Origin of the sequence: Tumebacillus lipolyticus (assembly GCF_042682745.1) — a bacterium.
In the GTDB taxonomy this organism is placed as follows: domain Bacteria; phylum Bacillota; class Bacilli; order Tumebacillales; family Tumebacillaceae; genus Tumebacillus_A; species Tumebacillus_A lipolyticus.
In genome coordinates, this window is record NZ_JBHUIO010000002.1 from 282,356 (window position 1) to 307,265 (window position 24,910).

Genomic DNA, 24,910 nt, shown 5'->3' on the forward strand with positions numbered 1-24,910 from the left:
CAGTGAGAGGGGGCCCGCCAAATGGATACAAAAGCTGACTTTTGGGAACGAATGTCAAAACTCACTCCCGAACAACGAGCCATGATGGAAAAGCGGCTGGCGATGACCAAACAGCCAGCGCCTGCTGACGATCAGATTCCACGGCGTCAGGGAGCAGAACCGATCCCGCTTTCCTACGCCCAGCAGCGGCTGTGGGTGCTTGATCAGCTCGACCCGGACACCACCGCGTACAACATGACATTTGCGGTGCGGTTGACCGGGAGAATTCATCTGCAAGCATTAGAAAAGACGCTTCAAGCGATCCTTGATCGACATGAATCGCTTCGCACCACATTTTCGAAAGGGGATGACGGTCATCCCGTGCAGGTGATCGCACCTTCGCTCACGCTGCCGCTCGCCGTGCTTGATGTGCAAACTTTTGATCAAGCGGTGCAGGATGCTAAAATCAGGCGCTTGCTGCGCGAGGAAGCGCAGAAACCGTTTTCGCTCGCCACCGGCCCGCTGATCCGCTTTCGTTTGATCAAACGGCAAGAGCAGGAACATGTCTTGCTGCTCAGCATGCACCACATCATCTCCGACGCGTGGTCGATCGGTAACGTTTTTGTCCGCGAATTTGCTGCGCTTTACGCGGCGTTTGCTGACGGGAAGCCTTCATCGCTCGCAGCGCTGCCGATTCAATTTGCCGATTTTGCTGCCTGGCAACGCGCAACACTTCAAGGCGCAACCTATGACAAACAGCTGTCCTATTGGAAAGAGCAGCTGTCCGATCTCGCGCCGTTGCAGCTTCCCACCGATCGTCCACGGCCGCCTGTCCAGACACACAGCGGGGCGCTCCACACGATCGCGCTCGACCCCGAGCTGAGCGACAGACTGCACAAGCTGTCCAAGCGACTTGGCGCCTCGCTCTTTATGACGCTGCTCAGCGCCTATCAAGCGTTGCTGTCGCGCTGGACAGGGCAGGAGGACATCGCGGTCGGCACGCCGATCGCCGGACGAAACCGCCAGGAGACGGAGGGGCTGATCGGCTTTTTCGTCGGCACGTTGGTCATGCGTGGCGACCTGTCTGGCCAACCAACTTTTGAAACGCTCTTGGAACGGATCAAACGAACAGCACTGCGAGCGTACGACCACCAAGACGTGCCGTTCGATCAGTTGGTTCATGAGCTGCAACCGGAGCGCGACATGAGTCGCTCTCCGCTCTTTCAAGTGATGTTCTCCTTGCAAAACGCCCCAGTGAGTGCCGAGCGGTTGGACGGACTGAACCTTGAGCTCTTAAATCTGGAGATCATCACTGCCAAGTTTGACTTGGAACTACTTTTGACCGAACTGCCAGAAGGGATTTCAGCAACTTTTAAATACAACACTGACCTGTTTGATGCTGCCACGATCGAACGCATGGCTGCACATTATCGAACGATCCTGCGGTCGATCGTCGAAGATCCGACCGAGCGCATCCATGACATGGTCTTGCTCCCCGAAGCGGAGCGTTCAATGCTTGCGAGCATGGGAGCGGGTGCCAAAGATCAACAGGAATATTCCGGTCTGTGCACCCATCAGCTGTTCGCAGAACAGGCCTTGAAGACGCCAGAGCACACCGCCCTGATCTTCGAGGAGGAATCGCTATCGTATCGTGATCTGGATCAGCGCGCCAACCGACTGGCGCACCACCTGCAAACGCTCGGAGCCGGCCCCGACACGCTGGTCGGCCTCTGCCTCGAACGCTCAGCCGATCTGGTCGTCGGATTGCTTGGGATACTAAAAGCGGGTGCTGCCTATGTGCCGATCGATCCGTCCTACCCGAGTGAACGGGTGGCGCTAATTCTGGAGGACACGCAAGCTCCCTTGCTCGTGACCGAGTCACAGCTTCTCGCTTCCTTGCCTGCCCATCAGGCTCACGTGGTCTGTCTCGATGCGGATCGAGAAGCGATCTCACGCTTTCCGCTGACCGCTCCGCACAGTGAGGTTACACCTGAACACCTCGCCTATATGATCTACACCTCCGGCTCCACCGGGCGTCCGAAAGCGGTGATGGTCGAACATCGCCAGCTGGTCAGCGTGCTTTCGAGCAGCCAGCAGGCGTTCGGCTTCTCCAAAGGGGATATCATGCCCTGGATCGCCTCGGTCGCCTTCGACATCGCATTGTTCGAGCTGCTGAACCCGCTGCTCGCAGGCGGTACGTCGGTCGTGCTCACCAAAGAGCGGGTGCTGGAGATCGACAGGCTGTTGGAGGACATGCAAACCTACACGGCGATCCACACAGTGCCGAGCCTGATGCGGCAGATCGTGCAGACGATCGAAGCAGGGGCGTACCCTGCGTTCGACCGCCTGCGCCTGATCTTCATCGGCGGGGACGCGGTCGCACCCGATCTGCTGAAGAGCATGCAGGACGTGTTCCGCCAAGCGCAGATTCATGTCTTGTACGGCCCGACCGAAGGCACGATCATCTGTTCGCACCACGCCGTCTCGCGCACCGACCCGATGCAACGCTTGTCGATCGGCAAGCCGCTTCCGCACGCCACGCTGCGCGTCTGCGATCAGAACCAGCGACTGGTGCCGATCGGCGTGCCAGGCGAGTTGCAGATCGGCGGTCGCGGGGTCACCCGCGGCTATTTCCGCCAAGCGGAACTGACGGCCGACAAGTACATCGTGCAGGATGGGATGCGCTGGTACAAGACGGGCGACTTGGTGCGCTGGCAGGCGGATGGGACGCTGGAGTTCCTCGGCCGGATCGACCACCAAGTGAAAATCCGCGGATTCCGGATCGAGCTAGGCGAGATCGAAGCGGTTTTGGCACAGCACGAAGCGGTGCGAGAGACGCTGGTCACCGTCTACGAGCCGGTGTCGGGAGACAAGCGACTGGCCGCCTACTTCGTCGCGGAGGATGGGGGGGAACTTCAGGCGGCCGAGTTGCGTAGCTACCTGCGCACGAGGTTGCCCGACTACATGGTTCCAGCCGCCCTCGTCTCGCTGGAAGCGATGCCGCTCAACCCGAATGGGAAAGTGGATCGCAAGCAGTTGCCAGATCCTGAGTTAACAGCGGGGGAAACGACAAGTGAGAAGATCGCACCGCGCACCGAGACGGAACGACAGCTAGTTGCGATCTGGTCGTCGGTGCTGCGCCGCGAAACGGTCGGCATCCACGACAACTTTTTTGCCCTCGGCGGGGATTCGATCTTGAGCATTCAGATCGTCCATCGCGCCGCGCAAGCGGGCATTCGCCTCAAACCGAGAGACCTGTTTCAACATCAGACGATCGCTCGCTTGGCAGAGGTGGCGGTTCAAACGGATGGGGAAGCGTTACTGGCAGAGCAAGGAGTTGTCCACGGCACCGTTTTGTTAACCCCTGTTCAGCAATGGTTCTTCGAGCAAGAGTGGGAGGACATGCATCACTTCAACATGTCGCTGCTATTCGATGCGGAAAAATCCCTCGATCAAGCTGCCATGCGCGAGGTGACCGCACATCTGATGCAACATCACGATCTGCTGCGCGCACGTTTCCTGCGCGACGCTGACAGCTGGTCGCAGTATCTGCCAGATCGCATCGACGAGATTCCGTTTTTGAGCGTCGACTTGTCCGACCTGCCGCTCGCCGAGCGAGAGTCCGCTTTTCGCGATCGAGCTGCACAGTGGCAAGCGAGCCTCGATCTTGGCGAGGGCCCACTGTTCCGAGTGATTCACGCCGATCTGGGCAGCGAACTGCCCGAGCGTCTGTTGGTCGTCGTTCACCATCTGCTCGTCGACGGAGTGTCGTGGCGAATTTTGCTAGAAGATTTGGAAACTGCCTATGAGCAACGTATCAGCGGCGCTTCGATCCAACTCCCGCCGAAGACCACTTCGTTTCAACGCTGGGCTGAGCGGTTGGCAGACTACGCGCAGACAGATGCTGTGTTGCAGGAAGCGGCGCATTGGACAAGCTTGCAGCAAGCTGGCCACGCACCGCTGCCGATCGATCTGCACGATGGCGACAATTTGAGCGGATCGACAGAAACGGTGACTGTCGCGCTCAGCGCCGAAGAGACGAAACAGCTGCTTGAAGTCGCGCCGCAAGCTTACCTGACACAGATCAACGACCTGCTGCTGACCGCTTGGACACAAGCGTTTGCCAAGTGGTCAGGCCAGCCATCCCTCTTACTCACGCTAGAAGGCCACGGTCGGGAAGAGGTGATCGACGGCGTAGATCTGTCGCGGACGATCGGCTGGTTCACCGCCACCTATCCGATTGCGCTCGACTTGAGCGGCATCCACGAGGTAGGATCGGCGATCAAAGCGGTGAAAGAACAGCTGCGGGCGGTGCCGAACAGGGGCATCGGGTATGGCCTCCTGCGCAGCCTGTCCGGACGGGCAGAGCTGATGCGGGCGATGCGAGAGCTGCCCCAGCCGGAAGTATCGTTCAACTATCTCGGACAGGTAAACCAAGACCGCTTATCGGCCGAGAAATCACGCTTCACCTTGTCCCAAGCTTCAGCAGGTTCGGGAAAAAGTGAACGCATCAGGCGCGAACATCTGCTGGAGATCAACGGTATGATCGCTTCCGGTCAGCTGCGGATGAGCGTCACCTACTCCAAAGGAATCCATCACCGCGCAACGATCGAACGGCTGGCTCAATCGTATGTCGAAGCGATGCAAGAACTGATCGCTCATTGTGCGCGCGCTGACACGGTCAGCTTCACTCCGTCCGACCTCCCAGCGGCACGGTTGGAGCAGCGAGATCTCGATGCATTCCTCGCTCATCTGCACGATCAGGGGATTGACCCGCACAACCTCGAAACGCTCTACCCGCTGTCGCCGATGCAACAAGGCATGCTGTACCACAGCTTGCTGATGCCGGAGTCGGGAGTTTATGTCACGCAGGTCAGCGCCTCGCTCCGCGGCGTGTTGGATATGAACGCGCTACAGCGTGCATGGAACGCGGTGATCGAGCGACATCCGATCCTGCGCACAGGATTTCATCAGCCAGCTGGGCGCGTTCCGATGCAAGCGGTGCTGCGCAAGGTGGAGATGCCGCTTGAGCTGCTCGACTGGCAAAACGAGAGCGAAGCGATGCAGGAACAAGCGATGCAGGAACAAGCGATGCATGCTTTCTTGCGTCACGATCAGGAGCGAGGTTTCGATCCAGCCTGTGCACCGTTGATGCGTTTGACCTTAATCCAGACGGGACATCACCAAGCGCGGCTGGTCTGGACCTCGCACCACCTGCTGCTCGACGGCTGGTCGATGCCGATCGTCTTCCAAGAGGTGTTCGCTCTCTATCGTGCAGAGGTGAGCGGCCAAGAGCTCCGGTTGCAATCGGCCCGCCCCTACGGTGACTACATCGCTTGGTTGAGCGCACAAAACATCGAACAGGCCGAACAGTTTTGGCAAGCGCGCATCGAAAGTTTTGCCGAGCCGACGCTGCTCGGCGTCGAACGTCCTTCAACCCTGTTGTCAGACGGACAGATGCAGTATGCAGAGCTGCGAGGAGCGCTGTCAGAAACAGCGACCGAAGCCCTCCAACAGCTGGCGCGCGAGCACCAATTGACGCTGAACACGCTGGTGCAAGGAGCATGGACGATCTTGCTCCATCGGTACAGCGGAGCAGAAGATGTGGTGTTTGGCGCGACCGTCGCGGGTCGTCCTGCCGACTTAGAAGGTGTGGACAGGATGATCGGTCTGTTTATCAACACGCTTCCAGTCCGCCAACAGCTGTCCGCGCAGACAGATGTCTTGACCTTCCTGAGACAGCTGCAGGAAGAACAATCGCGAGCAAGCGAGTACGAATATACTCCCTTGCAGCAGATTCAGGCGTGGAGCGGGTTGCCGCGCGACCTTCCGCTGTTCCACAGCATTCTCGTCTTTGAAAACTATCCGATGGATCAAGAGGTGGCCGCTTCGGCCGAGCTGACAGGCGAGCTGCAGATCACCGACATGAGCACTGCCGAACTGAGCCACTACCCGCTCACAGTCGGCGCGTCGCCGGGCAGACAGCTCGCATTGAAGATCGCCTACGACCGCACCCGCTACGACGACAGCACGATCGATCTGCTCCACGGGCATCTGCTCGCCATCCTGACCGACCTGCTGGCAACGCCGGGACAGCGCGTTCAAGATGTGCGGATGATGACTGCAGCCGAGCAGGAACTGTTGAGCGCATGGAGCGACGCGGAGCTCCTGTCGCCACCCGCTTGGAGCGCACACCAGCGATTTGCTGTCCAAGCTGCGCAAACGCCGGAGCGGATCGCGATACTCTCCTCGACGGAGAGTTTGACCTACCGCGAGCTGAACGCACGCTCCAACCGTTTGGCTCACCACTTGAGATCGCTCAGGGCAGGCGTCGACCAGCCAGTTGCGCTCTATGTGGAGCGCTCGCTCGATCTTGTGGTCAGCCTGCTTGCCATCTGGAAAGCGGGTGCTGGCTATCTGCCGCTCGACACCGAGCATCCGAGCGAACGGCTGACGATGATCCTGGCAGATGCGAAGCCGACATTGCTGATCACGCAGTCACATCTGTTGGCCAAACTTCCTGCTTCGCAGGCGCAGGTCGTCTGCCTCGATACAGAGCGGGAGGCGATCGCCAACCGACCGAGCACAGACCCGGTCGACAGCACAAGCCCGCACGATCTTGCCTACATGATCTACACCTCCGGCTCCACCGGCCGCCCGAAAGCGGTCATGGTCGAACATCACAGCTTGGCGAGCGTGTTGCAGGCGAGCCAAGAGCGCTTTGGATTTGCCGAGACGGATGTGATGCCTTGGATCGCCTCCGCCGCCTTCGACATCGCCCTCTTTGAACTGATCAATCCGCTGCTCACCGGCGGCACCTCCGTCGTGCTGTCCCGCGAGCAGGTGCTCGATCTGCCGAAGCTGACCGCGAGCCTGTCTGAGTTTACGATGCTGCACACCGTGCCGAGCTTGATGCGCCGCATCGTGGAAACGGTCGAGGAGCAGGGGGTTGATCCGGCGCGATTTGCCAACATGCGAACGCTCTTCATCGGCGGCGATGCGGTACCGCCCGATCTGCTGGAGAAGATGCAGACTGTGTTCCGCCAAGCGGACATCCACGTGCTGTACGGACCGACAGAAGGGACGATCATCTGCTCACACCATCAGGTGACACGGGGCGCTTCGTTGGAAAAATTCTATATTGGACAGCGCCTCCCGCACGTGCATCTGCGCATCTGCGATCCGCAAGGACGCACCGTGCCGATCGGCATGTCGGGAGAGCTGTACATCGGCGGCCACGGCGTCACCCGCGGCTACTATCAGCAACCCGAATTGACGATGGAAAAATATGTGGCGCGAGATGGGGAGCGCTGGTACCGCACCGGCGACTTGGCTCGGTGCGTGATCGATGGCACGATCGAATTCCTCGGCCGCCTCGACAATCAAGTGAAGATCCGCGGTTTTCGCATCGAGTTGGGCGAGGTCGAAACGGCGCTCCACGCTGTGGAGGGGGTCAAAGAGGCGGTCGTCGTCGCGCTCACAGCGCCGTCTGGTGAAAAGCGTCTCGTCGCTTACATCGTGCCGGAAGCAGGGGAGACGATCACTTCGGCACAGCTTCGCAACGCCTTGCAAGCAAGACTGCCCGACTATATGATTCCGTCCGCGTTCCTCTCGCTCGACCGTTTGCCGCTCAATCCGAACGGCAAAGTGGATCGCCGAGCACTGCCGGTTCCGGAAGCGGTCGCCCAAGCGGGGCAAGAGGTGGCGCTTTGCACCCCTGCTCAAGAGATGATCATCGGCATCTGGGCAGAACTGCTCGGTCGATCGGAGATCGGCCCGCAGGAGAACTTTTTTGAAGCGGGTGGACATTCGCTGCTGGTGACCCAGGTGATCTCGCGGATCAACGAGCTGTTCGGCATCGAGATGCAGCTGCGAACGCTGTTCGAAGCACCGACAGTCGTCGAACTGGCAGCGGCGGCGGAGCGTTTGCAAAATGACAGACAGAGTCTGTCAGCTCCTCCGATCAAGCAGATCAACCGCGACGGTCATTTGCCGCTCTCCTTTGCTCAGCAGCGACTCTGGATCGTCGAACATCTGACACCCGGTACGTCGATCTACAACATGCCGTTTGCTGTGCGCCTGCAAGGGCAGCTGAACAGCGCTGCGCTCAAGCGGACGCTCGATGAGATCATCAGCCGTCATGAAACGCTGCGCACCTCATTTGCTGACGAGGCTGGTCGGGCGGTGCAGATCATCCATCCGCCCAAGCCGCTCAGCCTGACGCTGATCGACCTGACCGCAAAAGCACCGCCTGAGCGGGAAAGGATCGCGCAACAGGAGATCGAAACGGCGGCGAACACCCCGTTCGATCTCAGCCAAGGTCAGCTGATCCGCGCTCGTCTGCTCCAATTGGACGATGCGGAGCACATCTTGATCGTCGTCTTGCATCACATCGTGGCAGACGGCTGGTCGATGGGCGTCTTTATGCAAGAGTTGAGCGCACTGTATCGAGCGTTCAGCAGCGAACAGCCCTCACCGCTGCCGGCGATGCAGATTCAGTATGCAGACTTTGCCGCTTGGCAACGCGAGTGGTTGCAAGGCGATGTCTATGACGCACAACTCTCCTATTGGAAAACACAGCTTACGGGAGAGTTGCCCACCCTGCAGCTCCCGACCGACCGTCCACACCCGCGCGTGCAGACGCATCGGGGCGCTCATTTCTCCTTCCGAGTCGATCGCGAGACTGCACTCGGTCTGAAAAAGCTGTCCCGTCGCCTCGGCGCAACGCTGTTCATGACGCTTCTCAGCGCCTACCAAACGCTTTTGGCACGTCTGAGCGGTCAGGAAGACATCGTGGTCGGCACGCCGATCGCAGGGCGGAATCGTCATGAGACAGAAAACTTGATCGGCTTTTTCGTCAACACGCTGGTGTTGCGCACCGATCTGTCTGGCAATCCCAGCTTCGAAGAACTGCTCGCCCGCGTGCGGGAAACGGCGCTCGGAGCTTATGCGCACCAAGACTTGCCGTTTGAACGATTGGTCGAGGAGATCCAACCGACCCGCGACACCTCGCGCACACCGCTCTTCCAAACGCTGTTCAACGTGCAGCAGTACGGGGCGGGCGCTTCTTTCGAACTGATCGGACTGGATTTACAGCCGTTTGAGATCGCGCATCACACTGTCAAATTCGACTTGGAGCTGTCGATGGAAGAGCGGGAGGAGATGATCAGCGGTCGCTTCAACTACAATACCGACCTGTTTGATCAAAGCACGATCGCGCGGATGAGCGCTCAGTTCCTCACCTTGTTGCAAGCGATCGAGCTCGATCCAACCCGCCCTGTCACCGATCTGCTCTGGTTGCCCGAGGCGGAGAGCGACCTGCTGTTAAAAATGGGAGAGGGGGCAGCCGAATCTGCATCTGCTGATGCGGAGTATGATCGATCTGTGCTCTGCACGCATCAGCTGTTTGCGGAACAGGCTGCGAAGACGCCGGAGCGCACCGCCCTGATCTTCGAGGAGGAATCGCTGTCGTACCGTGATCTGGATCAGCGTGCCAACCAATTGGCGCACCACCTGCAAGCGCTCGGCGCCGGCCCCGACACGCTGGTCGGTCTTTGCCTCGAACGCTCAGCCGATCTGGTCGTCGGACTGCTTGGGATTCTAAAAGCGGGTGCCGCCTACGTGCCGATCGATCCGTCTTATCCGAGCGAGCGCGTGGCGCTGATTCTGGAGGACACACAAGCTCACTTGCTGGTGACCGCACCTCAATTTCAGGAAACCTTGCCCGCCCATCAGGCTCGCATGGTCTGTCTCGACGCGGATCGAGAAGCGATCGCACGCTTTCCGCTGACCGCTCCGCACAGCGAGGTCACGCCTGAACACCTCGCGTATATGATCTATACCTCCGGTTCTACTGGACGTCCGAAAGCGGTGATGGTTGAACATCGCCAACTGGTCAGCGTGCTTTCGAGCAGCCAGCAGGCGTTCCGCTTCAGCGAAGGGGACATCATGCCCTGGATCGCCTCGGTCGCGTTTGACATCGCTTTGTTCGAGCTAATGAACCCGCTGCTCGCAGGCGGTACGTCGGTCGTGCTCACCAAAGAGCGGGTGCTGGAGATCGACAGGCTGTTGGAGGACATGCAAACCTACACGGCGATCCACACAGTGCCGAGCCTGATGCGGCAGATCGTACAGACGATCGAAGCAGGGGCGTACCCCGCGTTCGACCGCCTGCGCCTGATCTTTATCGGCGGGGACGCGGTCGCACCCGATCTGCTGAAGAGCATGCACGACGTGTTCCGCAAGGCGCAGATTCACGTCTTGTACGGTCCGACCGAAGGAACGATCATCTGTTCGCATCACGCCGTCTCGCGCACCGACCAGATGCAACGCCTGTCGATCGGCAAGCCGCTGCCGCATGCCACGCTGCGCGTCTGCGATCAGAACCAGCGACTGGTGCCGATCGGCGTGCCAGGCGAGTTGCAGATCGGCGGTCGCGGGGTCACCCGTGGCTACTTCCGCCAAGCGGAACTGACGGACGACAAGTACATCCTGCAGGACGGGATGCGCTGGTACAAGACGGGCGACTTGGTGCGCTGGCAGGCGGACGGGACGCTAGAGTTCCTCGGCCGGATCGACCACCAAGTGAAAATCCGCGGATTCCGGATCGAGCTAGGCGAGATCGAAGCGGTCTTGGCACAGCACGAAGCGGTGCAAGAGACGCTGGTCACCGTCTACGAGCTGGTGCCGGGTGATAAGCGACTGGTCGCCTATTTCGTCGCGGTGGATGGGGAGGAGTTACAGGCGGAAGAGTTGCGCAGCTATCTGCGCACGAGGTTGCCCGACTACATGGTTCCAGCCGCCTTCGTCTCACTGGAAGCGATGCCGCTCAACCCGAATGGAAAAGTGGATCGCAAGCAGTTGCCAGATCCCGATTTCTCAGGGGAAGCGAATGAGACGTACACCAAACCGCGCAATGAAATCGAACAGAAGCTGGCGGAGAGTTGGGCTGCCGTTTTGCGCATCGAGCAGGTCGGCATCCACGACAACTTTTTTGCCCTCGGCGGGGATTCGATCTTGAGCATTCAGATCGTACATCGCGCCGCGCAACAGGGCATTCGCCTCAAACCGAAGGACCTGTTTGAGCATCAGACGATCGCTGAGCTCGCCCTTGCGGTCGAATCAGTCGAGGAAACCTGCTCTGCTGAGCAAGGCATCGTGACAGGGGAGATGCCGCTGACACCGATTCAACATCAGTTCTTTGCGGAACAGCATCAAGAGTTACACCATTTCAACATGCCGATCTTGCTCACCCTGCGCGAGCCAGCCAACCTTGAAGCTCTGCGCGATGCGATCAGGTATTTGCTGACTCACCACGATGCGCTCCGCATGCGCTTTGCTCAGCAAGCGGGGAGCTGGCAACAGGAAAACGCCGACTTGATGGAAAATGTCCCGCTGACGAGCTTAGATTTGACCGCTGTTGCAGAGGAAGAGCAAGAGAGCGCATTTTTCGCCGAGGCGAACAGAAGGCAGGGTCTGCTCGATCTGAACGGTCAGCTGTTCCATGCTGTACACGTCCGCTTTGGTGGAAGCCGCCCAGACCGACTGTTGCTGATCGTGCATCATCTGATCGTGGATGGCGTGTCTTGGCGCATCCTGCTCGAAGATCTGGAAACTCTCTACCGACAACAGATGCGCGGTGAATCGATGCGACTTTCGCGGAAGACGACCTCGTATCATGAGTGGGCACAACGGTTGCCACAAGCGGCCGCGACTGAAGAGCTTCGCCAAGAGCTCGACTACTGGCTGCGTTCGAACACCGAGGAAGAAAGCGCGCTACCGATAGATAAGCTTGATGGCTTGAATCTGACCGGCTCCACCGCTACAGTCTCTGTCTCGCTGGCAGCAGAGGAGACGAAGATCCTCTTGCAACAAGCTTCACAAGCGTACAACACCCAGATCAACGACCTGCTGCTCACCGCGCTGGTGCAGGCGTTCGCCAACTGGACAGGCTCTCGCTCGCTTCCGCTGCACTTTGAAGGTCACGGGCGGGAGGAGATTCTTGACAACGTCGACCTGTCGCGAACCGTCGGTTGGTTTACCACCGTCTACCCGGTTTGCTTGCAGGTGCCAGAAAACGGTCAGCTGGGAGCTGCGATCCAAGCGGTCAAAGAACAGTTGCGCGCCGTGCCAAACAGAGGCATCGGGTACGGGATTCTGCGCTGGCTGAGCGATGACGCTGACCTGCGTCAACAGTTGGCCGATCTGCCGCAGCCTGAGGTTTCCTTCAATTACCTCGGACAGTTTGACACAACAAGTGATCAGCAGGAGGAATCGTTCTTCCAAGTGGCTGCCGGAACCCCGAGCGGCCTTGCGCAGAGTCCGGGCGCAAAGCGCAGCCATCTGCTCGACATCACCAGTCTCGTCGCTGGCGGAAAACTGCAGGTGAACCTGATCTACTCGACCAACGTTCACCACGTCGAGACGATCGAGGGTCTGGCAGATGAGTTCCTGCGCAAACTGCGGGCTGTGATCGCACACTGCGTGTCACCAGAGGCGGGTGGATACACGCCGTCCGACTTCCCGCAGGCGCGTTTGACGCAGGCGGAGCTCGACCGCTTCCTTTCTGAAGCGAAAAGGAACGCGTCCGATCTTGAGCAAGTGTACGAGCTCTCCCCGATGCAGCAAGGCATGCTGTTCCACAGTTTGCTCACGCCGACCGATGGCGTCTATGTAACCCAGCTGAAAATCGCGGTTGAGGGGTTGCTCGACATCGCCGCCTTGCAACAGTCGTGGAACGCTGTGCTAACACGTCACTCGATTCTGCGCACCGCTTTTTTCTGGAACGAATCGAGCAAGCCGCTGCAAGCGGTGTACCGCACGTGCAGCGTCCCGATGACCGTGCTCGATTGGCGCGAGCAGTCTGAGCAGACGCAAGCGTCCTCGCTGGAACAGTTCCTGCGCGAAGATGCGGCACGCGGGTTTGAGATGACCGAAGCGCCGCTGATGCGTCTGACCGTGATTCGCCAAAGCGACAGACGCATGCGCTTGATCTGGACTTCACACCATCTGCTTCTGGATGGCTGGTCAACGTCGGTGGTATTTAAAGAAGTTTTCAGCGCCTACAGGGCGATACGCTCTGGACAGGCGATGCCCGCCGATGCGGAACGCCCTTTCCGCAGCTTTATCGCTTGGTTGCAGGAACAGGACGAATCGGCTGCGGAAACCTACTGGCGCAAACAGCTGGCAGGCTTCCTCGCTCCGACAGACCTGCGCGTCGAGAATGGCCGAAAAGCATTGACCGCAGGGGAAGTGCGGCATGTTGAGCAAAAGACGGCGCTGCCAGCCGATCTGACAGTCGCGCTGCAATCGTTTGCCAAACAGCAGCAATTGACGTTGAACACGCTGGCACAGGGAGCTTGGGCGCTCTTGCTGAGCCGCTACAGCGGGGAAGAGGACGTGGTGTTCGGAGCAACCGTCTCTGGCCGTCCTGCCGATCTGCCAGGCGTTGACACGATGGTCGGGCTGTTTATCAACACGTTGCCCGTCCGGCTGAACCTGCCAGGAGACACTTCGCTTGCCGATTGTTTGCAGGCGCTGCAAACTCAGCAAGCGGAGATGCGACAATACGAATATGCGCCGCTGGTCAACGTGCAAGAGTGGAGCGATGTGCCGCGCGGTCAGCCTTTGTTTGACACGATTTTTGTCTTTGAAAACTATCCGGTGGATCAGGAGACCGCAAAGTCGGTCAGCCAAGATGATGAGCTGATGATCATCGAAGTCAGCGCAGACGAGATCACCAACTATCCGCTTACGGTCACCATCGTTCCCAGCCAGCAGTTGATCGTCAAGATCGCCTATGACTGTCTGCGATATGATGACGACACGGTCGAACGGATGATCACCCATCTGCACGACCTGCTCGCCCAGATGGTGGCTGCTGCCGATCGACCGCTGAACAGCCTCCGCATCCTCTCAGCTGAAGAGGCAGAGTTGCTCGACCGGTGGAACGACAATCACCGCCCGTACCCGCACCACCTCTGTGCGCACGAGCTGTTCGATCGTCAAGCAGAGCGGACGCCTGAGCGCACCGCGCTGGTCTTTGCTGGGGAGAGCATGAGCTATCTGGAGCTGCAAGAGTCTGCCAACCGACTGGCGCGGCACCTGCAAGGACTCGGTGTCAAACCAGGGTTGTTCGTCGGCTATTTCGGAGAACGCACCATAGAATGGGCGGTGGCTGTGCTTGCGATCTTCAAGGCGGGGGGCATCTATGTCCCGCTCGATCCAAAATATCCGCACGACCGCTTGTCCTTCATGATCGAGGATACTTCGCCGCAGGTGATGCTGACCTATCGTTCACTGGTCGATCGGTTGCCTTCAACTGAAGCATCTGTCCTCTGCCTCGACGAAGCGCACGCCGCGATCCTTGAGCAGAGCGCACAGACGCCAGCTTATGAGGTCACGCCTGACGATCGCGCCTATGTGATCTTCACTTCCGGATCGACAGGGCGACCGAAAGGCGCGATGGTTGAGCACAAAGGGATGGTCAACCATCTGCTCGCCAAAGTGGATGATCTGACCGTGACCGCAGACGATCGCATTGCCCAGAACTCCTCGCAATGTGTGGACATTTCGGTCTGGCAGCTGTTGACCGCCTGGATGGTCGGCGCCGCCACGCACATTTTGCCTGACGAAATTGCTTTCGATCCAGCCCAACAGCTCGAAGAGATGGAGCGATCTCAGCTGACCATCGTCGAAACGGTGCCGTCTCTGTTGCGGGCGATGATCGACGAAGTTGCTCTGCGCGCTGCCCAACAACCTGATTTGAGCGCCCTGCGCTGGATGATTCCAAACGGTGAAGTGCTGCCGCCAGAGCTCTGCCGCAAATGGCTGACCTACTATCCGAAAGCGTGGCTGATCAACGCGTATGGTCCGACCGAATGCTCCGACGATGTCACCCACCATTTCATCACCGAACTACCAGATGAAGCGGTGACCAACATCCCGATCGGACGCGTCATTCCCAACATGAAGCTGTACGTGTTGGACAAAGCGATGCAGCATGTGCCGCTCGGCGTGCCAGGCGAGCTGTACATCGGCGGGATCGGCGTCGGCCCGGGCTATCTGAACAGCCAGGAGAAAACGGCAGAAACGTTCTTGCAGGACCCGTTTTCTCAACAGGACGGAGCGAGGCTTTACAAGACGGGTGACCTCGTCCGCTTCCGTTCGGAGGGTCTGCTCGAATTTTTAGGCAGGATCGACAACCAAGTCAAAATCCGCGGTTTTCGCATCGAGATCGGGGAGATCGAAGTGGTGCTGTCCAATCATCCGAGCGTGGAAGAAGCGATCGTCATCGCCCGCGAAGACGTGCCGGGTGACAAGCGTCTTGTCGCCTACTTGACCGCCGCCGCAGAAGCTGCGATCGACATGGCAGAAGTGCGAGCCTATGCGCAAAGCAAATTGACAAAGCACATGGTGCCGTCCGCCATTGTCGTGCTCGAATCGATTCCACTGACCGCCAACGGAAAGGTCAACCGCCGTGCCTTGCCCAAACCGGACGACAGCGCTGTCGTGCGCGAAGTGGAATGGGTGGCAGCGCGAGACGCGGTCGAAGCAGAGCTTGTGGAGATCTGGAAACAGTTGCTCGACCTCTCCGAAGTCGGGATTCATGACAACTTCTTCTCGCTCGGCGGGCACTCGCTGCTGGCGGTGCGCCTGATGTCGGAGATCCAAAAGCGCTTCGGTCAAAAGTTGACTTTGCAGAGCCTCTACCAGAGCGGCACGATCGAGCAGCTGGCCGAATCGTTGCGTCAAGGACAGCAGGCCGTCCTGCCCGCATGCCTCGTCGAACTGCAAAAGGGCAGTGACAACCAGCGCAGTCCGCTGTTCCTGATCCATCCTGGCGGCGGCATGGTACACGCCTACATGGAACTGGCTCGCGAGCTAGGGTCAGAGCAGACCGTCTACGGCCTGCAGTCACAAGGAGTAGCCGACGACTTGGAGCCGCTAGAGAGCATCGAAGAGATGGCGACCCTCTACATTCAAAGCTTAAAAGCGGTGCAGCCCGTTGGGCCGTATCTGCTTGGCGGCTGGTCGCTAGGTGGCGTTGTCGCCTACGAGATGGCCCGACAGCTGCATGAACAAGGGGAGCTGGTCGCCGACCTGATTCTGATCGACACCCCGATGCCGACTTGGCAAAGCGAGCGGGAAAAGCGAGATGAGCAAGATTTCCTCCTGATGTTTGCCAACCATTGGGCAGGAACGCTCGGTGAAGACATCACCGAATTGATCGAGTCTGGACACCTTCCCGAAGCGGAGGTCATCCGCGTTCTGTTTGAACGGGGGACTGAGCAGAATCTGATCCCTAAAGGGGTCGATCTATCGACGATCTATCGCAGCTACAACGTCTTCAAACATAACATCACCGCTCAGCAAAATTACGAGCCTCAACCGTACGAAGGGCATTTGACCCTGCTGGTCGCCATCGAAAGCGCAGCAGCGTACATCGAGCAACAGGGTGCAGGGTATCAGTTTGACCTGACGCTCGGATGGGCTGGGCGAGTTGCGATTGTCACGTCTGAAGAAGTCCCTGGTGAACACAGCCAACTGATGGAACAACCGTTCGTGCATGAGGTGGGGAGACACCTATCCGCAAGGTTGCAGGACTTTCATCACAGCTTCGTAAACGTTAAACAGACTCACTAGTTTCTTGATTCGCAATTCTCACCGAAGGGCACGGTCGTCTGTGTCCTGTCAAATGGAAGATAAATCAGATGGAAGACAAACGCCCTCGTTGCTCAAGAACGAGGGCGTTTGCTATTTTGATTACATACTGACGGCTGCTTGTTGTACGGGCAAATAGCATGTGTTACTATCATTGTGAAAAATAAAATTATTAATTTAAGAGATGTGATTATCATATCGATTGTCTAGCGATCAATGTTACTTGCATGTAAATGTAACGATCGCTTATGCGAACCAATCAGCCGCCCTTAAAAAGGAACCACTTAACCGATGTGAAGTTGAACGGAAGGGCTGCTAAGCCAAGCCGATCTACGCATCTATGACGAAGTAAAGGAGGGGAGGAAGGGACGTGAGCTGTATATCGGAGGTTTTGGTGTAATTTGTGGCGATGGAGAGATTGAAGCGGCGCTCAACAGGCACCCTGAGCTTGTAGATGCGGTCGTCCTTGATCGAGAGGAGGAACGGGGTGAAAAGAGTCTCGTCGCATCTGTCGCCTTGCAGCCAAACTCTGCTGTGAGCAGTCGCAACTCGCGCGGATAGCAGGACTAAAATTTGTCTGAGCTGCATCCGTATCGTTTAGACGTTGGCCACTCTTAGACGATTGTTACTTTTTTTCCGAGGATTTGTTTCGAAACTTTGTTGATTTGCGAGTACGGAATGACGCCTTCTTCCAACATTTCGGGGAGGATGCTCTCTAAGAAATACTGCACGCAGTGCAACTCCTGGTAGTGGACGATCGTCGCCAGCGCTTCCTCATAGATTTCGGGGAACAGCGGCTCCGGGTTGCCTTTTTGAATCTCACCGAACGATTCGTAGAGCAGGTCGATCTTGTCTGCTACCGCGAGGATTTTGCCTTCGATCGACTCATCTTTGCCTTCGCTGAACCGCAGCTCGTAGATCGATTGAAACTCAGGGGGAATCTCTTCCTCGATGAACTTCTTCGTCATCGCCTCTTCTACTTGGGAGAGGAGCGACTTCAGCTCTGGGGTGGCGTATTTGACAGGCGTTTTGATATCGCCGGTGAACAGTTCCGGATAGTCGTGGTTGATCGCTTTTTCATACAGTTTGCGCCAGTCGATCTGTGTGCCGTGGTGTTCTTCGACGGTGCCGAGAAACTGGGCGATTTTTGTTACTTTAAACGAGTGGCTCGCGACAGAGTGCTCTTGGTATTTGAATTTGCCTGGACAGCGGTTGATGCCCTCAAGGTCGGACAAGCTTTTGAAATAATTATGGATTCCCATTTGATTCGCCCCTTTCTCATCTTTTGCTACACAGTCTGAGCTGTAGGTATTTCGAAAGACTATATCAGAGGGAATGCGGAAATACAAGTGGTATTTTTTGAGCGATAGGAGAAGAGGGAAAGTATGCAGAGAAAAAAGATTGTGCTATTAATTGTTTTGTTCTTACTAGGTCTAATGGCGATGACGAATCCGAGCAAGGTGGAGTACACATCTTGGGCAAAAGAGAAGGCAATGGCAAAGAGCGAAGGCTTATTGGAGAAAGTGTTGACAACTCTTTTTGTAGACAGTACATTTGAAAGCTCTACTCAAACTAGTAATTTTGTTTTCTTCACAGTATTTTCTACTGAAATATCCAAAAATGAAAAAGTAAAGGTGATTGGTCTCTTCCACAATTTCATTCCGTTGTCCCTGCAAGAAGAAGAATCGTCTGTGCGAACGACCGTTGTTCCGGACAAGACCACAGAAACTTCCTCGAAAAACGGGGGAGCGAGACCACCTCAGGATTCACTTGAGACACCAACCACAGCCGCCTCAACGATCAATGTTGTCGGCAGCGAGGGAAACTTTGAATTGCCATTGATCGGTGTAGAGGCCACCTATGGGATTGACAATGGACACAAACCAAGTTTGCTTCCAAAGCAGCCTTTGCCCGATCTTCAGGTAAATCTTCCAGCAGATCGGGCTTCACAACTGGCAGTGTACTGGGTCAATGGTGGCGATGATGTTCGTGGTTACAGTTACATAGCACCCACAGGATGGTCGGTCAAATCTGCAGCCATTGGAGCGAATGGTTCTACTCTATTTGAACTGATCTCGTCTGATCAGAGCATTACCTATTTCCATGCTGGAGCTTGTTTCGGCTGCACAGTCGATTATATAGGGCAATACTTTCCAAACCTGTATGATTGGGCGTTAAAGAACAGCGTGTCTGGGCAGGTCACGACCCATCCAGACTGGAATATTGTTCCGGTCGGCGAACATAAGGTTGCTTACTCGTTTCAGAATACTAAAGGCAAGGAGGTTCATGGTGTCGCAGTGGAGAGTCACGGTGAGGAGAAACAGCCATTTTTTTGGAACGCAGAGGTAGTAGTAAATGACCATGAACTTGCAACGGATCTTCTTAATAGTTTTTTGGCTGGCTTCACGTCGCTTGATTAACCGTCGTTTGTGATTGAGGAGCACATCTACAAAATAAGTTGATTACCAGAGAGGACAATCTGATGGAAAGTCCTTTCTGGATTCTTGTTTATGACGATCGACGCATCTTGATCAGATATTGTGGTGCAGTTTCTGTGGTTTTGAAGCAGTAGAGTGTGATCGTCGGGACAGCCAACAGCAGAAGAACACCACCAAGAGACAGCAATCAAGATCTCGAATCAAAGTCCGATAATATATATTATGTTAACTAAAAACAAAATCGACATAATGACGTTTACATAAAACATATTACCGGACAAGGATAAAATCGATCTCGATTGGGCCGCGAACCCCTCGCTCACCGACATGCGGCGATTCTCCCTATCCGAAGCTGTCACCAACACGCAAAAAGGCATCCCGCACAGATCGGAATGCCTTCAGTAATTTGAGATTCGCCGATTGGATCGACAGGTCGCTTCTTGCCTCATCTACTGTCTAGGGCTTCTTCGGGGATGGGTCATCAGAAGATTGATCCTCGACCGGCTGATCGAGCGGCGGCGTTTGCTCATCAGATTCAGCAGCTTCCTCTTGGCGAAGCTCCTGGACAAAGCTCTGATCAGGAATCGCATACTCGGAGGGGACCGCATCTTGGATAGCATTCCAGACGATCGGATCTGGCTCCACCTCTGGAGCTTCCCCTTTCAAGGAGAAGATCGAATCGTACTCAGCCTCTTCTGAGCTGGTGCTCTCCTCGTTGAGCGGAGCGAAAGAAGTGTCCTCTGTCACTTCATTCTGAACGTGATTCTCCGACTCAGGCTGTGGAAGCACCGCTTGGTCAACATCGCCTTCCGCCATCATAGTCTCTCGATCAGCCTGAAGGGAAGGATTTTGATCTTCTTTCTGCATTTTTGCCTGCTCTTTTTTGAGCAACCATAATTCTAAATTGGCTTTCATCGTTTCATATTTTGCTACTTCGACCTCTTTGCGAAGCGTCTCATTTTTGGTGATGAGGATCTCCATCTTCTTGTTCAACCCATCATTCTTTTTGGAAAGCTCATCTTGGCTCGCGAGCAGATTTTGATAGTGCTTTTGAAGACTTGTTTGTTCTTTGACCATCCTTTGCAATCTGTCCAGGTTATTTTGCAGACCTTGATTTTCTGCAGTCAAGTATTTCATCTCATTTTGCATAGCATCAATTCGATCTTGGAGAGTCTTGTCAGTGTCGGTAAACATAGGTTGGCGCTCATCGTCGCTTGGTCGACTTCCGATCTGCGACTGCAAGATCGCATAATCCCTGCGCAGTGTCTCCATTTCGGCGACCAGCCCATCGTTTGGCTCAAGCTCAGGTGCAACATCGCTCTCCTCTTCCACCAGCTCGACCTGCTCATGCATCTCGTCGCTGCTAGCTTCTTCCGATTCAGCAACTGTTATCGCCTCTTCGTCCAAAGCAAGCTCAGGTGCAACATCGCTCTCCTCTTCGACCAGCTCGACCTGCTCATGCATCTCGTCGCTGCTAGCTTCTTCCGATTCAGCAACTGCTACCGCCTCTTCGTCCAAAGCAAGCTCAGGAGCAACACCGCTTTCCTCTTCGACCAACTCGACCTGCCCACGCATCTCTTCGCTGCTTTCCTCTTCCGATTCAGCAACTGCTACCGCCTCTTCGTCCAAAGCAAGCTCAGGCGCAACACCGCTTTCCTCTTCGACCAACTCTACCTGCCCATGCATCTCGTCGCTGCTTTCCTCTTCCGATTCAGCAACTACTACTTTCGCCTCTTCGCTGAAAATGGGTTCAGGTGCGACAGTTTCGGCGACTTCATATTCTGCCTCCAAGGGCTCGATGGGGGCGAGCATCTCTTCACTGTCCTCGTCTGCCCTTTCAACTTCCACCATTTCTTCGTTCAGAACTGGCTCAGGAGCGGAAGCCTGCGAACGAAGGGATTGTAATTGTTCAATCTGTACGTTCAGTTCCTCGTTGAGTCCGCGCAATGATTCAATCTCCGTCAGGATCGTCTCGATGAAAAGTGAATCTGGGGAGGGCTGAATGAGCGCTTCCTGTTTCTCCATTTTTTTATGCAACTTTTTAATCGATTTGCGGAGAGATTCGATCTCGGACACCAGCTCTTCGTTATCGACAGCGTCTTCCAACTTCTCGTTCGTTTCTTCGAGATCTTCCATCTGGGAATTGAGTTCCTCGATCGCTTTTCGCAGCTCTTCAATTTCTGCTACGAGCATCCGATCGGGTGTTTTTACAGTTGCGACTTGCAGAGCCTGTATCTGTGCGACAAGCGCCTCATTCGTCTTTTGAAAGGACTCGATTTGCGCAAGAAACTTTTCGTGACCCTCATGCTTCTGGTTTTCGAGAATCGATCGTTGCATCCGAATCTCCTCGCGCAACGCTCGGTTTTCTGATTGCAACTCCTTCATCTTCGATAGCAATTCTTCAGATTGTCGCGGCAGATTATGACCGATCATCCCAAACTTTTCTGTCTCTTTCATTTTTTTGTACAGTCGGCGCAGTTCATCATTTTCTACTTTGAGCTGATGGATTTTCGATTCTAATTGAGACAGATTGTACTCAAGCGTTTGATTTCTCGAATGAACTTTCTTCAGCTTGTTCTGCAGCTCCTCATTTTGTTGGTGCGCGCTTACCAGTTCTGCGGAAGAAGCGTTCTGCGCCTTCCGAGCATCGCTTTGCGCATTGACGAGTGAACCACGCGCCGACTTCACGCTGTTCGCCTTAACCGTTCCTTGATTTGCGATCTCCCGTCCCTTTTTTTCCTGTTTCACAGCCGGTTTGACCACCGTCACTCGCTTTTTCTTGCCTTGTGCTTTCGCGGCCGAGAATGTGTTTCCACCGTCCTCATTTTTGTTGAATCTCATTGCCAACCCCCCGATTGTTCACTACTTTTTGATAAGCTGACAGTGTTTGCTCCATCATCTTTTTCATGGACCATTGCACCATCGACCACTCTTTGCTCACTCTCCCCAACTCTTCTCGTAACGCACCATCACGCAGCACCAGCTCCAGAAGTTGAAACAACTCTCGACTTTGTCCAGCCTGGAAGATCAGACCCGTTTTCCGATCTTCGACCATCTCAGGAATCCCGCCTGCATCGGACGCGATGATCGGCTTGCCTGAGACCTGCGCTTCCATGATCGAAAAGGGCTGGTTGTCCTGCAGACTCGGCAAAACAACAAGATCTGCTTGGGCTAACAGTGTCGAAACATCTGTTCGGCTGCCTAAAAACTTGATCTGATCTGTCAAGTCCAATCGATCGCACAGCTGTTCGAGCTCTTCGCGAAGATCGCCATCCCCGATCAGCCAGCATACCCAATCGTCACGCTCATGCTTGAGCATCTTCAGCGCTTCGAACAAGCATTTGTGTCCTTTGACCGGATCGAGTCGAGCTGGGCAGGCGATCACCAACTTTCCTTCCCTACGCTCCATGTTCGGTTGATCCCCCACCGTGGACAAGAAGTGGTCGATATCCATGCCGTTCGGAATGAACTGTAGGCGCTCGCTTGGAATCGAAAAGTCGTTCACATACAGATCTTTCAACCAACGAGTCGTCACGATCGTATGATCGCTCGATGTCGCACCGAGAATTTCCTCGGTGGTCGCATATTTAAAAGGCAGCGTATCCCTCCCTTTTACCTCTCCAGAGATGAGGTACTCGGTCGCAAGGCAGCCATGGATCGTGGCGATTAAAGGAACGTGTTTCGGCTTGATCCGCCACATCGCCCTTGTCGAGATAATGTCTTGCGTATGGATCAAGTCGTATTTCCCCAAATCGAACGTGCTTGCCGCAACTTCATAGGAATACCTTTCGATCTCCCGCATCATGATCCACCGATCCACATGGGGAAGCTCTTTTTCGAAATACTCGCTCACTTTTTCATAGATCAGACCTTTTACTTTAGCCTTCTCCAGTGAACGACCTGTGTTTGCTATATAGTATTTTTCCATATCTGGATGATGGGCGAAGAGATCAACTTCGTGTCCTAAACGATCCAATTCCCTCCTTAGGTTGTACACGTGGGTCGAAACTCCTCCAGCATGCGGCAGATGCCAGAAGGTCGCAATCAGTATCCTCATTGCTCCCATCCTCTCTTCGCAAACTTCGATTCATCATATGCCTGTTCAAATTTTTTTGCGAATGTCGATCGCCCATTTCAGTCCACTTCCTGTCATCGTGACGGTGGGTCACACGGCCAACGAAGCGGCCGTTTGCTCGTATACACCCGCGACCCAAGAGACACTTGCCCCAAAAACTGAACGTTCACAGGTCAATCGACCTCTCGAAGCGCCTTTGAGAACTGCTGAAGGACAGCAGCCTATGTTCTGAACAGGCAGACCGCATGCTTTTTGCTGGCCCAAACCTTTGTACAGGTCGAGCGAACGGGACACCTGTGGTGGATGAGCGCGGATGTCGGAGACAGGCTGCTACGCCGATCTTTTGAAAGCGTCACCATCCGAACGATAGGTGGTCCCCCCATTTTTGCCAAGAGTAGTGTATGATCTAGCGCCATCGCTGATTGACTTCCATAAAATACTTATAGTTCGCGACAGATTGTAGAAACGAGGAGCTGTTGAAAGAATGGAAGGCAAGTTGACGATCGGGATCATCGGGCTCGGTTATGTAGGTTTGCCATTGGCACGCCTGTTTGTTGAGAAAGGATTTTTCGTGTATGGAATCGATATCGATGCGAAGAAAATCTCTGCTTTGGAAAGCCACAAAAGCTATCTATCAGAGTTTTCAAATGCGGAGATCAGAGGGATGTTTTCGAAGGGGAATTTTTCGGTGAGCAGTTCGTTTGAGCGGATCGCGAACTCGGACGTGGTGATCATCTGCGTCCCTACTCCGCTTGACGAACAGGCAGAGCCGGACCTTTCCTATGTGAAAAGCGCGGTTCATAGCTTCCTGCCTTACTTGAGAATCGGACAACTGGTGGTCTTGGAGAGCTCCACGTATCCGGGAACGACAGAGGAAGAGCTGCTTCCACTGCTCGAAACATCGAAGCTCAAAGTGGGAAAAGACATCTCTCTCGTCTACTCCCCTGAGCGAATCGACCCCGGTCAGCCTGCGACCGATCTGTCGAAAATCCCCAAAGTCTTGGGTGGCATGACGCCTCACTGCGCGCAATATGGGAGGCGGGTGTACGAATCGATCTTCGACCAAGTCGTTCTGGTCTCTTCACCGAAAGTGGCCGAGATGACAAAGATTGTAGAAAACTGCCAGCGGCTTGTGAACATCTCCTTTATTAACGAGTTGGCGATGCTCTGCGACCAGATGAACATCGACATCTGGGAGGTCATCGCGGCTGCCAGCACGAAGCCGTACGGTTTCATGCCCTATTATCCCGGCCCTGGCGTGGGGGGGCATTGCATTCCGGTCGACCCGCTCTATCTGCTCTGGAAGGCGCGCGCTCTTCAGTCAGATCTCAAATTTATCGAACTGTCTCATCAGATCAATGAACAGATGCCCGCTTTTGTTGTCCAAAAAGTGGAGAACGCGCTGCCCAAACCGCTGAAGGACTGTAAAATTCTTGCGATCGGCGTGACCTACAAAAAGGATGTGAACGACATACGCGAGTCACGAGCGCTGACTGTGATCGAAGAGTTGACCGAGCGCGGTGCCACCGTCAATTTCTATGATCCGCATATCGAGCAGGTCATGATCAACAGCCAGCAGCTGAAGCGAATTTCATTGACCAAACGAAATGTGCAGCAACATGATTGCACGCTGATCCTCACCGACCATACGGGGCTCCCCTACCAATCGATCGTGTCTGCTGCCGCTCTGGTCATCGATACGCGAAATGCGACCCAATACTGCAAGAACAATGGAAACGTCATTCTGCTATAAGGA

At 55.6% G+C, this 24,910-nt stretch carries 6 protein-coding genes; 3 read left to right on the forward strand and 3 right to left on the reverse strand.

All coding sequences use genetic code 11. The features are described from left to right. The first annotated feature begins 21 nt into the window (after positions 1-21). Positions 22-16,623 carry a non-ribosomal peptide synthase/polyketide synthase gene (locus ACFSOY_RS00845; RefSeq protein WP_386043393.1) on the forward strand — a complete coding sequence of 5,534 codons (16,602 nt, stop codon included), beginning with the start codon at positions 22-24 and terminating at the stop codon, positions 16,621-16,623. 632 nt (positions 16,624-17,255) lie between these two features. On the opposite strand, the gene ACFSOY_RS00850 is transcribed toward ACFSOY_RS00845, so the two are convergent. Continuing rightward, on the reverse strand, positions 17,256-17,903 hold the full coding sequence (locus ACFSOY_RS00850) for an HD domain-containing protein (protein ID WP_386043395.1): 648 nt from the start codon (positions 17,901-17,903) through the stop codon (positions 17,256-17,258). A 123-nt stretch (positions 17,904-18,026) separates the two neighbouring features. Between ACFSOY_RS00850 and ACFSOY_RS00855 the strand changes: the two genes are divergently transcribed. Continuing rightward, a complete protein-coding gene (locus ACFSOY_RS00855; protein WP_386043397.1) occupies positions 18,027-19,061 on the forward strand; it encodes a DUF4850 domain-containing protein in 1,035 nt (344 codons plus the stop codon). A gap of 474 nt (positions 19,062-19,535) precedes the next feature. Here the strand turns inward: ACFSOY_RS00855 and ACFSOY_RS00860 are convergent, their stop codons facing one another. Together ACFSOY_RS00860 and ACFSOY_RS00865 are read right to left on the reverse strand one after the other, a co-directional pair. Then, a complete protein-coding gene (locus ACFSOY_RS00860) occupies positions 19,536-21,920 on the reverse strand; it encodes a coiled-coil domain-containing protein (RefSeq protein WP_386043399.1) in 2,385 nt (794 codons plus the stop codon). After that, positions 21,901-23,136, reverse strand: a complete 1,236-nt coding sequence (locus ACFSOY_RS00865; protein ID WP_386043401.1) for a glycosyltransferase family 4 protein — start codon at positions 23,134-23,136, stop codon at positions 21,901-21,903. Before ACFSOY_RS00865 ends, ACFSOY_RS00860 begins: the two co-directional genes overlap by 20 nt. A gap of 502 nt (positions 23,137-23,638) precedes the next feature. On the opposite strand from ACFSOY_RS00865, the gene ACFSOY_RS00870 reads away from it, so the two are divergent. Continuing rightward, the gene (locus ACFSOY_RS00870; protein WP_386043403.1) at positions 23,639-24,907 is read left to right on the forward strand and encodes a nucleotide sugar dehydrogenase; all 1,269 of its coding nucleotides are present in this window, start codon (positions 23,639-23,641) and stop codon (positions 24,905-24,907) included. Positions 24,908-24,910: the final 3 nt, after the last annotated feature.

Bases quoted from the DNA above. Each gene is read 5' to 3' on its own strand.
- ACFSOY_RS00845 (WP_386043393.1), top strand. From the start codon at position 22: ATGGATACAAAAGCTGACTTTTGGGAACGAATGTCAAAACTCACTCCC.
- ACFSOY_RS00850 (WP_386043395.1), bottom strand. From the start codon at position 17,903: ATGGGAATCCATAATTATTTCAAAAGCTTGTCCGACCTTGAGGGCATC.
- ACFSOY_RS00855 (WP_386043397.1), top strand. From the start codon at position 18,027: ATGCAGAGAAAAAAGATTGTGCTATTAATTGTTTTGTTCTTACTAGGT.
- ACFSOY_RS00860 (WP_386043399.1), bottom strand. From the start codon at position 21,920: ATGAGATTCAACAAAAATGAGGACGGTGGAAACACATTCTCGGCCGCG.
- ACFSOY_RS00865 (WP_386043401.1), bottom strand. From the start codon at position 23,136: ATGAGGATACTGATTGCGACCTTCTGGCATCTGCCGCATGCTGGAGGA.
- ACFSOY_RS00870 (WP_386043403.1), top strand. From the start codon at position 23,639: ATGGAAGGCAAGTTGACGATCGGGATCATCGGGCTCGGTTATGTAGGT.